Source organism: Ideonella sp., from assembly GCF_041918995.1.
Classification (GTDB): domain Bacteria; phylum Pseudomonadota; class Gammaproteobacteria; order Burkholderiales; family Burkholderiaceae_C; genus Ideonella.
The window spans coordinates 53,401-66,728 of the sequence record NZ_JAYRUN010000003.1 but is presented as its reverse complement, the minus strand read 5'-3'; the positions used below and the strand labels follow the sequence as shown (position 1 = coordinate 66,728).

Here is a 13,328-nt window from a genome sequence, read left to right as displayed (position 1 = left end):
CTCAGATCACCTTCGCTTCGGTCTTCAGCTTGGCCACCAGCGTGGCGACATCGGGCACCTTCACGCCGGCGCCGCGCTTGGCGGGCTCGGCCACCTTCAGCGTCTTCAGACGCGGGGCGATGTCCACGCCCAGGTCGGCCGGCTTGAGCGTGTCCAGCGGCTTCTTCTTGGCCTTCATGATGTTGGGCAGCGTCACGTAGCGCGGCTCGTTCAGGCGCAGGTCGGTGGTCACCACCGCCGGCAGCGCCAGCTTGAGCGTCTCCAGGCCGCCGTCGACCTCACGCGTGACGGACGCAGCGCCGTCGGCCAGCTCCACCTTCGACGCAAACGTGGCCTGGGGCCAGTCGGCGAGCGCGGCGAACATCTGGCCCACCTGGTTGCAGTCATCGTCGATGGCCTGCTTGCCCAGGATCACCAGCTGCGGCTGCTCCTTGTCGGCCACGGCCTTGAGCAGCTTGGCCACGGCCAGCGGCTGCAGGTCCACGTCGGCCGGGGTCTCCACCAGGATCGCGCGGTCCGCGCCGATGGCCATGGCGGTGCGCAGCGTTTCCTGGCACTGGGCCACGCCGCAGGAGACGACCACCACCTCGGTGGCGGTCCCCTTCTCCTTCAGCCGCACGGCCTCCTCGACGGCGATCTCGTCGAAGGGGTTCATGCTCATCTTCACGTTGGCGATGTCCACCCCCGTGCCGTCTGACTTCACGCGTACCTTGACGTTGTAGTCGACGACGCGCTTGACGGCTACCAGTACCTTCATGTCGCGTTGCTCCTGTCGGATCGTGTCTGAATTGACGTTTACGTTAACTGCGGGATTCTAGTGGCAGCACCGCTGCAACGCCGCGCGGTAGCGGGCGGGTGCGCGAGCCGGGTCGACGGCGCCGTGGGTGAAGCGCCATCAAGGATAGAACGAACGATCGTGCTATTTTAAGGCGAACTCTCCAGAATGTCCGCGTCACCGCCCTCCGGGAATGCACCGAGGACCCCGGGTAGACTGGCCGTCCGCCATGTCATCCCGCCCGGCCGGCACGCCGCACGTGCCTCCCCGCACCGACACCCCCGTGCCCCCGCTCATCGGCATCTTCGATTCCGGCGTGGGCGGGCTGTCGGTACTGCGTGCCCTGCACGGCCGGCTGCCGGGGGCACGGCTGCTCTATGTGGCCGACAGCGCCTTTGCTCCCTATGGCGACCGCGACCCCGGTTATGTGCTGGACCGCGCCACCCGCGTGGCCGACCATCTCGCCCGTCAGGGAGCACGAATGGTCGTGGTGGCGTGCAACACCGCCACTGCCTGGGCGATCGACGCCTTGCGGGTGCGCCATCCCGAGCTGGCGTGGGTGGGTGTGGAGCCGGGCGTGAAGCCGGCCGCGCTGGGCAGCCCGCGCGGCCGCATCGCCGTGATGGCCACGCCGGCCACCCTCGCCAGCGCCCGGTATGCCGACCTGGTGGCGCGGCACGCGCCGTCGTGCGAGGTGCATGCCGTGCCCTGCGGAGGCCTGGCGGCCGCCATCGAGCGCGGGCCGGCCGGCACCGACGAGGTGGAACGCCTCCTGGACCGGTACTGCCTGCCACTTGCGGCCATGGACCTGGACAGCGTGGTGCTGGGCTGCACGCACTACCCCTTTGTCGCGGATCGCATCCGCGAACGGCTGGGACCGGAGGTGCCGCTGCTCGACACGGCCGACGCCATCGCACGGCGCGCCGCCCAACTGCTGCCCATGGCGGCCCTGGCGCCGGGAGGCGCCACGATGGGTGCGCCTGGTGCAGCCAGCCTGCCAGGCATCGAACTGCAGTCCACGGGGCACCCCGAGCGCCTGGCCGCCATGGCGCGGCATGGGCTGGGCAGCGACTGGCCGGTGGCGGTGGTGGATCTCTGAAGCGCAGGCCCCGGCGCGCACGGCGGCCACATCGCTGGTGCCCGGAACCGGGTTCGAACCGGTACGCCCTGTGAGGGGCGGCGGATTTTAAGTCCGCTGCGTCTGCCTGTTTCGCCATCCGGGCGCAGGCTGCCGCGGCGCATTATCCGGGCGAGCCACGGTCACCCGGCGCGGCGATGCACCAATGAAAAAGGGAAGCTGCACAGGCAGCTTCCCTTCGGGCATATGGAGCGGGAAACGAGGCTCGAACTCGCGACCTCAACCTTGGCAAGGTTGCGCTCTACCAACTGAGCTATTCCCGCAAAGAGCGTGTGGGCCGGCAAGGTGCTGGAGGCGCGGCCCGGAGTCGAACCGGGCTAGACGGATTTGCAATCCGTTGCATAACCGCTTTGCTACCGCGCCGCCGATTCCATCCTTGGCCGTGCCGCCGGATCGCCACCAGACCCCGACAAAAAAGGGAAGCTGGTCAGCTTCCCCGTCCTGCCGTGAAGTGGTGCATCACCCGGAGGCCGACATCACTTCACCAGAATCTGGAGCGGGAAACGAGGCTCGAACTCGCGACCTCAACCTTGGCAAGGTTGCGCTCTACCAACTGAGCTATTCCCGCATGGCGTTCCTGACGGAACACGCTTCTTTCACTGACGTTCGCGCTTGGTGTCGCTCGCCTTTCAGCGCGTCAGCGAAGCTCGCATTATAGGAGCACTTTTTCGCGGTGTGCAAGCCCCGTCGCGCACTTTCATGCGGACGGGGCGCGCACCCCTCACGACACCCGTTCAGTGCGGCAGCGCGTCGTTGGTGCCGGTGGCCGTGCCGGCACCCTGCCCCTTGTCACCCTGCTTGCCGCCCGGCACGTCGGCCGCCGGCTCGTCGTCCGGCAAGGGCTTCGGGGCCGACTCCAGCGCCACCTCCAGCACCTTGTCGATCCAGCGCACGGGCACGATCTCCAGGCGGCTCTTGACGTTGTCGGGGATGTCCTGCAGATCCTTGACGTTCTCCTCCGGGATCATCACCAGCTTGATGCCGCCGCGGTGGGCCGCCAGGAGCTTCTCCTTCAGGCCGCCGATGGCCGTGACCTCGCCGCGCAGCGTGATCTCGCCCGTCATGGCGACGTCCGCGCGCACCGGGATGCCCGTGAGCGCCGAGACGAAGGCGGTGGTCATGGCAATGCCGGCGCTCGGGCCGTCCTTCGGCGTCGCGCCATCGGGCACGTGGATGTGCACGTCGCGCTTCTCGAACAGCTCGTCCTTGATGCCCAGGCGCCGGGCGCGGCTGCGCACCACCGTGCGCGCGGCCTCGACCGACTCCTTCATCACGTCGCCCAGCGAGCCGGTGCGGATGATGTTGCCCTTGCCGGGCATGGCGGTGGCCTCGATCGTGAGCAGGTCGCCGCCGACTTCCGTCCACGCCAGGCCCACGACCTGACCGACCTGGTTGGTCTTCTCGGCCCGGCCGAAGTCGTACTTGCGCACGCCCAGGAAGTCGTGCAGGTTCTCGTCGGTGACGACGACCTTGCCCTCGTAGCTCTTGAGCTGGATGCCCTTGACCACCTTGCGGCAGATCTTGGAGATCTCGCGCTCGAGCGAGCGCACGCCCGCCTCGCGGGTGTAGTAGCGGATGATCCCGCGGATGGCGGCCTCGGTGACCTCCATCTCGTCGTCCTTCACGCCGTTGTTCTTCTGCTGCTTGGGCAGCAGGTAGCGCTGGGCGATGTTGAGCTTCTCGTCCTCGGTGTAGCCCGACAGGCGGATCACCTCCATCCGGTCCAGCAGGGCCGGCGGGATGTTCATCGAGTTCGAGGTTGCCACGAACATGACGTCCGACAGGTCGAAGTCGACTTCGATGTAGTGGTCGCTGAAGGTGTGGTTCTGCTCGGGGTCGAGCACCTCCAGCAGCGCGGACGACGGGTCGCCGCGGAAGTCCATGCCCAGCTTGTCGATCTCGTCGAGCAGGAAAAGCGGGTTGCGCGTGCCCACCTTGCTCAGGCTCTGCAGCACCTTGCCCGGCATGGAGCCGATGTAGGTGCGGCGGTGCCCACGGATCTCGGCCTCGTCGCGCACGCCGCCCAGCGCCATGCGGACGAACTTGCGGCCCGTGGCGCGCGCCACCGACTGCCCGAGCGAGGTCTTGCCCACGCCGGGGGGGCCGACCAGGCACAGGATCGGGGCCTTCACCTTGTCGACGCGCTGCTGCACCGCGAGGTACTCGAGGATGCGGTCCTTGACCTTCTCCAGGCCGTAGTGGTCCTCGTTGAGCACCTCCTCGGCCAGGGCCAGGTCGTGCTTGATCTTGGTCTTGCGCGACCACGGGAGGTTGATCAGCGTGTCCAGGTAGTTGCGCACCACCGTGGCCTCGGCCGACATCGGGGACATCAGCTTGAGCTTCTTCAGCTCGGCGTCGGCCTTCTTGCGCGCCTCCTTGGGCATGCGGGCGGCCTTGATCTTCTTCTCCAGCTCTTCCAGGTCGGCACCTTCCTCGCCGTCACCCAGCTCCTTCTGGATCGCCTTGACCTGCTCGTTCAGGTAGTACTCGCGCTGGCTCTTCTCCATCTGCCGCTTCACGCGGCCGCGGATGCGCTTCTCCACCTGCAGGATGTCGACCTCGTGCTCGAGCTGCTCCAGCAGCTTCTCCAGCCGCTTGGCCACGTCGAACAGGTCGAGCACCGACTGCTTGGCTTCCAGCTTCAGCGGCAGGTGCGCCGCGATCGTGTCCGCCAGGCGGCCCGGATCGTCGATGCCCGCGATGGAGGTGAGGATCTCGGGCGGGATCTTCTTGTTGAGCTTGACGTACTGGTCGAACTGCTGGGTCACCGCACGGCGCAGCGCCTCCACCTCGGGCGAGGTCTCGGCCGCCGGCTCGATGGGCATCACCTCGGCGACGAAATGCTCGCCGTTGTCGGTGATCTCGCGGGTGGACGCACGCTGCACGCCCTCCACCAGCACCTTCACCGTGCCGTCGGGCAGCTTCAGCATCTGCAGGATGCTCGAGACGCAGCCGACCTCGAACATGTCGTCGGCCTTGGGTTCGTCCTTGCCGGCGGCCTTCTGGGCCACCAGCATGATCTGGCGGCCGGCCTCCATGGCCGCCTCCAGCGCCTTGATGGATTTCGGCCGGCCCACGAACAGCGGGATGACCATGTGGGGAAAGACCACCACGTCACGCAGCGGCAGCAGCGGCAGCGTGATGGGCTCGGCGGGGAGGATGGGATGTCCGGACATGAGAGTGGCCTCACTTTCTCAGGCCCACATGGGGCCCGAGGCGGGGATTGCAAGGAGCCTGGGCCATCAGGGTAGCCGGCCGGCGGGCAAGTGAAACCCGGAAAAGGGGACGGGTCAGGCGCTCGCCTTGGCCTGTTCCCGATACACCAGCAGGGGCTTGCCGCCCTCTTCGATGATGTGCTCGTCCACCACCACCTTGGCCACGCCGTCGAGCGTGGGCAGGTCGAACATGGTGTCGATGAGGGCCTGTTCCATGATGGACCGCAGGCCGCGCGCGCCGGTCTTGCGGGCCAGCGCCTTGCGGGCAATGGCCTGCAGGGCGGACGGACGGATCTCGAGTTCGACCCCGTCCATGGCGAACAGCTTCTGGTACTGCTTCAGCAGCGCATTGCGCGGCTCGACGAGGATCTGCACCAGCGCCTCCTCGGTGAGCTCACCGAGCGTGGCGACCACCGGCAGGCGGCCGACCAGTTCGGGGATCAGGCCGAACCGCACGAGGTCCTCGGGCTCCACCTGGCGGAACACCTCGGACACGCGGTTCTCGGACTTGCTGTGCACCGTCGCACCGAAGCCGATGCCCGACTTCTCGGTGCGGTTCTGGATGACCTTCTCGAGGCCGTCGAAGGCGCCGCCGCAGATGAACAGGATGTTCGTCGTGTCGATCTGCAGGAAGTCCTGGTTCGGGTGCTTGCGGCCGCCCTGCGGCGGCACGCTGGCCATGGTGCCCTCGACCAGCTTCAGCAGGGCCTGCTGCACGCCCTCGCCCGACACGTCGCGGGTGATGCTGGGGTTGTCGGCCTTGCGCGAGATCTTGTCGATCTCGTCGATGTAGACGATGCCGCGCTGCGCCCGCTCGACGTCGTAGTTGCAGTTCTGCAGCAGCTTCTGGATGATGTTCTCGACGTCCTCGCCCACGTAACCCGCCTCGGTCAGCGTGGTGGCGTCGGCGATGACGAACGGCACATTCAGCAGGCGCGCCAGCGTCTGGGCCAGCAGGGTCTTGCCGGAGCCGGTGGGGCCGATGAGCAGGATGTTGCTCTTGGCCAGTTCCACCTCGTCCTTGCTGGCGCCCAGGTGCTTCAGGCGCTTGTAGTGGTTGTACACCGCCACGGCCAGGATGCGCTTGGCCACGTCCTGGCCGATCACGTACTGGTCGAGACTGGCCTTGATCTCGCTGGGCACCGGCAGGTCGGACTTGCCGGCCTTGGCCGTGGCGCCCTCGGCGGGCACCTCGTCACGGATGATGTCGTTGCAGAGTTCGATGCACTCGTCGCAGATGAACACGGACGGCCCGGCAATGAGCTTCTTGACCTCGTGCTGGCTCTTCCCGCAGAAGGAGCAGTAGAGGACCTTTTCGCCGGAGGCGCCTTTCTTGTCGGGCATGGGGAGTGCGTGGCAGGGCTGCGGGGGTTCGCGCCGGATGGAAACAATGATAGATCAAGGGGCGGACAGGCGCCGTCGGACGGCTGCCCGCCGGCGCGTCAGGCGCGCTTCTCGAGCACCTGGTCGATCAGGCCGTAGTCCTTGGACTCGGCGGCGCTCATGTAGTAGTCACGCTCGGTGTCGGCCTGGATCTTGTCCAGCGGCTGGCCGGTGCGCTCGGCCAGGATGCGGTTGAGCTGCTCGCGCGTCTTGAGGATCTCGCGCGCGTGGATCTCGATGTCGGTGGCCTGGCCCTGCGCGCCACCCAGGGGCTGGTGGATCATGATCTTGCTGTTCGGCAGCGCGAAGCGCTTGCCCTTGGTGCCCGCGGCCAGCAGGAAGGCGCCCATGCTGGCGGCCATGCCGATGCACAGCGTGGACACGTCCGGCTTGATGAACTGCATGGTGTCGAAGATCGACAGGCCGGCGCTCACGCTGCCGCCCGGCGAGTTGATGTAGAACGAAATGTCCTTGTCGGGGTTCTCGCTCTCCAGGAACAGCAGCTGGGCGACCACCAGGTTGGCGCTCTGGTCGTTCACCGGCCCCACCAGGAAGACGATGCGCTCGCGCAGCAGGCGGGAATAGATGTCATAGGCCCGCTCGCCGCGGCCCGACTGCTCGATCACCATCGGGACCATGCCCAGGGCTTGGGTTTCCAGTGCACTCATCAGGGTTGCCTCTCGTCTCGCGCTAGGGTGTCGATGTGGGGATTATCTCGCCGCCGTCAAGCCGGCCGATCGGGCGAAAAAAAGCCCGGCCGGCGGCCGGGCGCTTGGCGGGCAGCAGGCCCGGCGGCCGTCAGGCCGTCATCAGTTCGTCGAAGGGCAGCACCTTGTCGGTGACCTTGGCCTGCGCCAGGACGAAATCGGTGACGTTGTTCTCGATCACCACCGCCTCGACCTCGGCCATGCGCTGGCGGTCCGACAGGTACCAGCGCACCACCTCGGCGGGCTTCTCGTAGCTCTGGGCCATTTCCTCGATGTGGGCCTGCAGCTGCTCGGGCTTGGCCTGCAGGCTGTTCTGGCGCACCAGCTCGGATACGACCAGGCCCAGGCGCACGCGGCGCTCGGCCTGCGGCGTGAAGATCTCGGCCGGGATCGGCGTCTTGTCGGCATCCTTGACGCCGCGCTGCTTCAGGTCGGCGCGGGCCGACTCGGTCATGCGCTCCACCTCGGCCTGGATCAGCGCCTTGGGCAGGTCCAGCTCGGCGGTCTTGACCAGGGCGTCCATCACGGCCGCCTTGTTGCGCGCCAGGACGCGGAACTTCACCTCGCGCTCGAGGTTCTTCTTCACGTCGGCCCGCAGGGCCTCCACGGTGCCGCCAGCGATGCCCAGCGACTTGGCAAAGCCCTCGTCCACCGTGGGCAGGTGCTGCGCCTCGACCTTCTTCATGGTCACCAGGAAGTCGGCCTCCTTGCCGGCCACGTCCTTGCCGTGGTAGTCCTCGGGGAACTGCAGCGGGAAGGTCTTGCTCTCGCCGACCTTCATGCCGCGCACGGCCTGGTCGAACTGCTCCAGCATCTGGCCTTCGCCGATGAGGAACTGGAAGGCCTCGGCCTTGCCGCCGGCGAAAGGCTCGCCGTCGATCTTGCCTTCGAAGTCGATCGTGACGCGGTCGCCGGCTTCGGCGCCCTCGGCGGCCGGGCGCTGGGCGAAGGTGCGTCGCTGCTTGCGAAGGATCTCGACGGTCTTGTCGATCGCGGCCTCGTCCACCTCGGCGGTGACGCGATCCACCTCGGCCGCGGACAGGTCGCCCAGCTTCACCTCGGGATACACCTCGAAGGTGGCGTCAAAGGCCATCTGGCCTTCCGGCGCCTCTTCCTTCTGGGTGATGTTGGGCGTGCCGGCGACGCGCAGCTTGGCCTCGTTGGCCGCCTGGGCGAACGCCTGGCCCAGCTTGTCGTTCATGACCTCGTACTGCACCGAGTAGCCATAACGCTGGGCGACCACCGACATGGGCACCTTGCCGGGGCGGAAGCCATCGGCCTTGACGGTGCGGGCCAGCTTCTTCAGCCGGGATTCGACCTCGGTGTTGATGTCGTCGGCCGGCAGCGTCAGGGTGATGCGGCGTTCGAGCTTGTCGAGGGTTTCAACGTTGACTGCCATGATGCGAACTCTGGTTGCGTTGCTTGTCTGCTGGTGCGCGGGGCCGGACTCGAACCGGCACGCCCGTGAAGGCGTCAGGACCTAAACCTGGTGCGTCTACCAATTTCGCCACCCGCGCGGGTGAAGGCCTGGCCGACCGGACCGCGTGCGCTGCAGCAGGCAGCGCACCTCGGCTGTGGCCGGAACTTCGGGGAAGCTGGCGGGCCGCCCGCCAGCCGCGCACGCGGTGTGCCCGGTTGGCCGGCACCCCCTGGGCGAACCGGTAAACCGCGCATTGTATCGGCATGCAGGGGTGCTTCCGCCCCGGGATCGGCCCCGGGGCGCGCCCCGCGCGCCCGACCCACGCGCCGGCCGGCCCTCAGGGCGTGTCGCGGCGCACGCGGAACCAGGCGGCGTACATCGCCGGCAGGGCCAGCAGGGTGAGTGCGGTGGCCACGATGAGGCCGCCCATGATGGCCACGGCCATCGGCCCCCAGAACACGCTGCGTGACAGCGGGATCATCGCCAGCACCGCCGCCGCGGCCGTCAGCACGATCGGCCGGAAACGCCGCACGGCGGATTCCACGATCGCATTCCAGGTGGGCACCCCGCGCTGGCGGTCCTGCTCGATCTGGTCGATGAGGATCACCGAGTTGCGCATGATCATGCCGGCCAGGGCGATGAACCCGAGCAGCGCCACGAAGCCGAACGGCCGGTTCAGCAGCAGCAGCGCGCCCGCCACGCCGGCGATGCCCAGCGGCGCCGTCAGGACGACCAGCATGGTCCGCGAGAAGCTCTGCAGCTGCAGCATGAGCAGCGTGAGCATGATGAACACCATCATCGGCACGCCCGCCGCGATGGACGACTGCCCCTTCGAGCTCTCGGCGACGGCGCCGGCGATCTCGATGTCCATGCCCGCCGGCATGCGGCTGCGCAGCTCCTGCATCTTCGGCCACAGCTCCTTGGTGACCGTGGCGCCCTGGACGCCGTCGACCACGTCGGCCTGCACTGTGGCGGCGTACTTGCGGCCCTCGCGCCACAGCACACCCGGCTCCCAGCCGAAGCCCACCTGGGCGATCTGCGTCAGCGGGATGCTGCGCCCGGTGCTCGTCGGCACGTACGCGTTGCCGATGTCGGTGATGGCATCACGCTCGTCGATCGGCTGGCGCAGCACGATGTCGATCAGGCGGTCGTTCTCCCGGAACTGGCCAATCGTGCTGCCCGACAGCATCACCCGCGACGCCTGGGCGATGGACTGGCTGGTGACGCCCAGCGCCCGGGCCTTGTCCTGGTCGATCTCCAGGCGCAGCGACTTGATCTGCTCGTTCCAGTTGTCGTTCACGTTGCGCAGGGCGGCGTGGCCGCGCAGGATCTCCTTTGCCTGGTCGGCCCACTGGCGCACGGCCTTCACGTCCGTGCCCACCACCCGGAACTGGACGGGGTAAGGGACCGGCGGGCCGTTGGGCAGCAGCTTGACCCGGCCGCGTGCCTCGGGGAACTCGGCCGCCAGGATCTCGGGCACCCGCTGGCGCAGCGCCTCGCGCTCGGCCAGGCCGGCCGGCATGAGGATGAACTGGGTCACGTTGGCCTGCGGGAACACCTGGTCCAGCGGCAGGTAGAAGCGCGGCACGCCGCTGCCCACCCAGGCGGTGACGGACTGGATGCCCGCCTCCTTGGCGATGCGCTGCTCGAACCGGCGCGCCAGCTCATCGCTGGCCTGGATGGTGGAGCCCTCCGGCAGCCACAGGTCGACCAGCAGTTCGGGCCGGTTGGAGTCGGGGAAGAACTGCTGCTGCACGCGCCCCATGCCCACCAGGCCGAGCGCGAAGATCAGCAGCGTCATGCCGATGGTCTTCCAGCGGTGCTCCACGCACCAGTTCACCACCGCGCGAAAGCGGGTGTAGAACGGCGTGTCGAACAGCTCGTGTGCTTCGCCGTCGTGCGTCTTGCGGGTGCGCAGCAGGCGCGCGCCCAGGTAGGGCACGAAGTACACGGACACGAACCACGAGATCACCAGCGCGGCGGTGGTGACGGCAAAGATGGCGAAGGTGTACTCGCCCACCGCGGACTTGGCCATGCCGATCGGCAGGAAGCCGGCGGCAGTGATCAGCGTGCCCGTGAGCATGGGCATGGAGGTGACCTCGTAGGCGTGCGTCGCCGCGGTCATGCGGTCTTCGCCCTCCTCCAGCTTGCGGACCATCATCTCCACCGCAATGATGGCGTCGTCCACCAGCAGGCCCAGCGCGATGATGAGCGAGCCGAGCGAGATCTTGTGCAGGCCCACGCCCCAGTACAGCATGGTGATGAACGTGATGGCCAGCACCAGCGGAATGGTGATGCCCACGACCATGCCCGGCCAGATGTCCACCCGCAGCGGCCGGGTGTGCAGCCCGAGGCTGAGGAAACTGACGGCCAGCACGATCACCACGGCCTCGATCAGCACCTTCACGAACTCGCCCACCGAGCGCGAGACCGCCTGCGGCTGGTCCTGCACCTGACGCAGCTCGATGCCCACCGGCAGCCCGCCCCGGATCTGCTGCGCCTGGGCCTGCAGCGCCTTGCCGAGCCGGACGATGTCGCCGCCCTTGGCCATGGACACGCCCAGGGCCACGACCTGCTCGCCCTGGTGACGCACCATCACGGCGGGCGGGTCCACGTAGGCGCGGCGGATCTCGGCGATGTCGCCCAGGCGCAGCTGGCTGGCGACACCGGTGGACGGGTTGACGCCGCGGATGGGCAGCTGGCGCAGGTCCTCCACCGAGGTGAAGGCGCCGGCCACCCGCACCTGCAGGTTCTGCGAGGTCGCGTTCAGCGTGCCGGCCCCCTCGACCGCGTTCTGCGCGTTCAGCTGGGCGATCACCTGGTTCATGTCCAGCCCGAGCTGCGCCAGGCGCTTCTGCGAGATCTCGACGAAGAGCTTCTCCGCCTGCACGCCGAACAGCTCCACCTTGGCCACGTCCGGCACGCGCAGCATCTGCGAACGCACGTCCTCGGCGTAGCGGCGCAGTTCCTCGGGCGTGAAGCCGTCGGCGGACAGCGCGTAGATGGACCCGTACACATCGCCGAACTCGTCGTTGAAGAACGGCCCGACCACGCCGGACGGCAGCGTGCCGCGCATGTCGCCCACCTTCTTGCGCACCTGGTACCAGATGTCCTGCACCTCCTTCGGCGGCGAGGAGTCCTTCAGCTGCAGGATGGTCAGCGATTCACCGGGCTTGGTGTAGCTTCGGATGATGTCGGCATGGGGCACCTCCTGCAGCGTGCGCTCGAGCTTGTCGGTGACCTGCTCGGCCACCTGCTGGGCGGACGCCCCGGGCCAGTACACCTGCACCACCATGGCGCGGAACGTGAACGGAGGGTCCTCGTCCTGGCCCAGCTGGAAGTAGGCCGCCAGGCCCAGCACCATCAGCACCACCATCAGGTAGCGGGTCAGTGGCGCGTGCTCCAGCGCCCACCGGGAAATGTTGAAGCTCGAGGCGGTGCTCGGGTACATGGCGATCCTGCGGATGTCTGGGGTCCGGCGTGCCGCGTCAGCGGGCCGCCACGGATGCGGAAGGCGCGGAGGCCGCCGGCGCACCGCCGGCCAGGGCCGTGAAGGGCTTCACCTTCTGGCCCGCGGTCAGCACGTGCGTGCCTGCCGTTACCACCTCGTCACCCGGCTTGAGGCCCTGGGCAATCAGCACCTGGTTGCCATCGGCACCGGCCACGGTCACCGGCTGCTGGCGCACCGTCATCGACGCCCGGTCGAACAGCCAGACCATCGAGCGGCCCTGGGACTCCACCACCGCCGCCAGCGGCAGCCGGATGGCCCCGTCGACCGGCGGCGCGTCCACGCGCACCGAGGCGGTCTGCCCCAGTCGCACCGGGGCCTTGCCGGTGTCGGCCTTGACCAGGAAGGTGCGCGTGGCGGGGTCGGCGGCGGCCGCCACCTCCCGCACGGTGGCGGGAACAGCCTCCTGGCTGCCCCAGGGCAGCAGGCGCACGCCGCCGGCCTTGCCCAGCAGCGCGCGGATCGCGCCCACGCGGTCCTCCGGCACCGAGAACACCGCGTCGCGCGGGCCGTCGTGCGCCAGGCGCACGACCGGCGCACCCGCGGCCACCACCTGCCCGGGCTCGGCCTCGACGCCGGTCACCACGCCGGCCGCATCGGCCACGAGGCTGGCGTACGACGCCTGGTTACCCTGCACCGCCAGCTGGGCCCGGGCCTGCTCCCACTGCGCCCGCGCCGCCTTGACCGCCGTCTCGCGCCGCTCCAGCTCGGCAGCGCCGATGAACCCCTGGTCCCGCAGCTCCTTGAACCGCTTGAAATCCGCGCTCGCCTGGTCCAGCTGGGTCTGCGCCGCCGACAGCGCCGCCCGCGCAGCATCCTGGCCCAGCCGCAGGTCCTGGCCGTCCAGCTGCGCCAGCACCTGGCCCGGCCGGACCGGGTCGCCCAGGTTCACGGCACGGCTCTGCAGCTTGCCGCCGACGCGGAAGCCGAGCCGCGATTCCGTGCGCGCCCGGATCTCCGCGGCGTACTCGTGCGAGGCCACCTGGGTGCCGTCGGCCACCACCTGCGTGCGCACGGCGCGCACCGGGTCGGCGGGCGCCTCCGGGCGGCTGCAGCCGGCCAGGGCCAGCGACAGGACAAGCGGAACGAGGGCAGAAGCGGCAAGGCGGTGGTTCATGGCGGCGTACGGAGTCGTCGACGGACAAGGCCGTCAGGAGAGACGTTACTGACTGACCGGTCAGT

The 13,328-nt window shown here is 68.6% G+C and carries 8 protein-coding genes and 5 tRNA genes; 1 reads left to right on the top strand and 12 read right to left on the bottom strand.

The genetic code is table 11. The features are described from left to right. Position 1 precedes the first annotated feature (1 nt). Positions 2-757, bottom strand: coding sequence for an electron transfer flavoprotein subunit beta/FixA family protein (locus ACE3UN_RS03405; RefSeq protein ID WP_374673508.1), 756 nt, complete (start codon positions 755-757; stop codon positions 2-4). 247 nt (positions 758-1,004) lie between these two features. Between ACE3UN_RS03405 and murI the strand changes: the two genes are divergently transcribed. Beyond that, positions 1,005-1,874: a glutamate racemase gene (gene murI / locus ACE3UN_RS03400; protein ID WP_374673507.1), complete on the top strand. Its 870-nt coding sequence runs from the start codon at positions 1,005-1,007 to the stop codon at positions 1,872-1,874. A gap of 35 nt (positions 1,875-1,909) precedes the next feature. On the opposite strand, the gene ACE3UN_RS03395 is transcribed toward murI, so the two are convergent. From ACE3UN_RS03395 to ACE3UN_RS03345, 11 genes are all read right to left on the bottom strand, one after another. After that, positions 1,910-1,998 (bottom strand) — tRNA-Leu (locus ACE3UN_RS03395). Positions 1,999-2,100: 102 nt separating this feature from the next. Next, positions 2,101-2,176: transfer RNA gene (locus ACE3UN_RS03390), tRNA-Gly, on the bottom strand. A 26-nt stretch (positions 2,177-2,202) separates the two neighbouring features. Next, a tRNA-Cys gene (locus ACE3UN_RS03385) sits at positions 2,203-2,276 on the bottom strand. Positions 2,277-2,405: 129 nt separating this feature from the next. Next, a tRNA-Gly gene (locus ACE3UN_RS03380) sits at positions 2,406-2,481 on the bottom strand. Positions 2,482-2,647: 166 nt separating this feature from the next. After that, the gene (gene lon, locus ACE3UN_RS03375) at positions 2,648-5,089 is read right to left on the bottom strand and encodes an endopeptidase La (protein ID WP_374673506.1); all 2,442 of its coding nucleotides are present in this window, start codon (positions 5,087-5,089) and stop codon (positions 2,648-2,650) included. A 114-nt stretch (positions 5,090-5,203) separates the two neighbouring features. Next, on the bottom strand, positions 5,204-6,472 hold the full coding sequence (gene clpX, locus ACE3UN_RS03370) for an ATP-dependent Clp protease ATP-binding subunit ClpX (RefSeq protein ID WP_374673505.1): 1,269 nt from the start codon (positions 6,470-6,472) through the stop codon (positions 5,204-5,206). Positions 6,473-6,570: 98 nt separating this feature from the next. After that, on the bottom strand, positions 6,571-7,179 hold the full coding sequence (gene clpP / locus ACE3UN_RS03365; protein WP_374673504.1) for an ATP-dependent Clp endopeptidase proteolytic subunit ClpP: 609 nt from the start codon (positions 7,177-7,179) through the stop codon (positions 6,571-6,573). A 130-nt stretch (positions 7,180-7,309) separates the two neighbouring features. Continuing rightward, positions 7,310-8,617, bottom strand: coding sequence for a trigger factor (tig, locus tag ACE3UN_RS03360; RefSeq protein WP_374673503.1), 1,308 nt, complete (start codon positions 8,615-8,617; stop codon positions 7,310-7,312). Between the two features lie 31 nt (positions 8,618-8,648). Further along, a tRNA-Leu gene (locus ACE3UN_RS03355) sits at positions 8,649-8,735 on the bottom strand. A 240-nt stretch (positions 8,736-8,975) separates the two neighbouring features. After that, the gene (locus tag ACE3UN_RS03350; RefSeq protein ID WP_374673502.1) at positions 8,976-12,089 is read right to left on the bottom strand and encodes an efflux RND transporter permease subunit; all 3,114 of its coding nucleotides are present in this window, start codon (positions 12,087-12,089) and stop codon (positions 8,976-8,978) included. A 37-nt stretch (positions 12,090-12,126) separates the two neighbouring features. Continuing rightward, positions 12,127-13,263, bottom strand: a complete 1,137-nt coding sequence (locus ACE3UN_RS03345; protein WP_374673501.1) for an efflux RND transporter periplasmic adaptor subunit — start codon at positions 13,261-13,263, stop codon at positions 12,127-12,129. Between the last annotated feature and the right edge of the window lie 65 nt (positions 13,264-13,328).

Coding starts and splice junctions, on each gene's coding strand:
- ACE3UN_RS03405 (WP_374673508.1), bottom strand. CDS start 757: ATGAAGGTACTGGTAGCCGTCAAGCGCGTCGTCGACTACAACGTCAAG.
- murI (WP_374673507.1), top strand. CDS start 1,005: ATGTCATCCCGCCCGGCCGGCACGCCGCACGTGCCTCCCCGCACCGAC.
- lon (WP_374673506.1), bottom strand. CDS start 5,089: ATGTCCGGACATCCCATCCTCCCCGCCGAGCCCATCACGCTGCCGCTG.
- clpX (WP_374673505.1), bottom strand. CDS start 6,472: ATGCCCGACAAGAAAGGCGCCTCCGGCGAAAAGGTCCTCTACTGCTCC.
- clpP (WP_374673504.1), bottom strand. CDS start 7,179: ATGAGTGCACTGGAAACCCAAGCCCTGGGCATGGTCCCGATGGTGATC.
- tig (WP_374673503.1), bottom strand. CDS start 8,617: ATGGCAGTCAACGTTGAAACCCTCGACAAGCTCGAACGCCGCATCACC.
- ACE3UN_RS03350 (WP_374673502.1), bottom strand. CDS start 12,089: ATGTACCCGAGCACCGCCTCGAGCTTCAACATTTCCCGGTGGGCGCTG.
- ACE3UN_RS03345 (WP_374673501.1), bottom strand. CDS start 13,263: ATGAACCACCGCCTTGCCGCTTCTGCCCTCGTTCCGCTTGTCCTGTCG.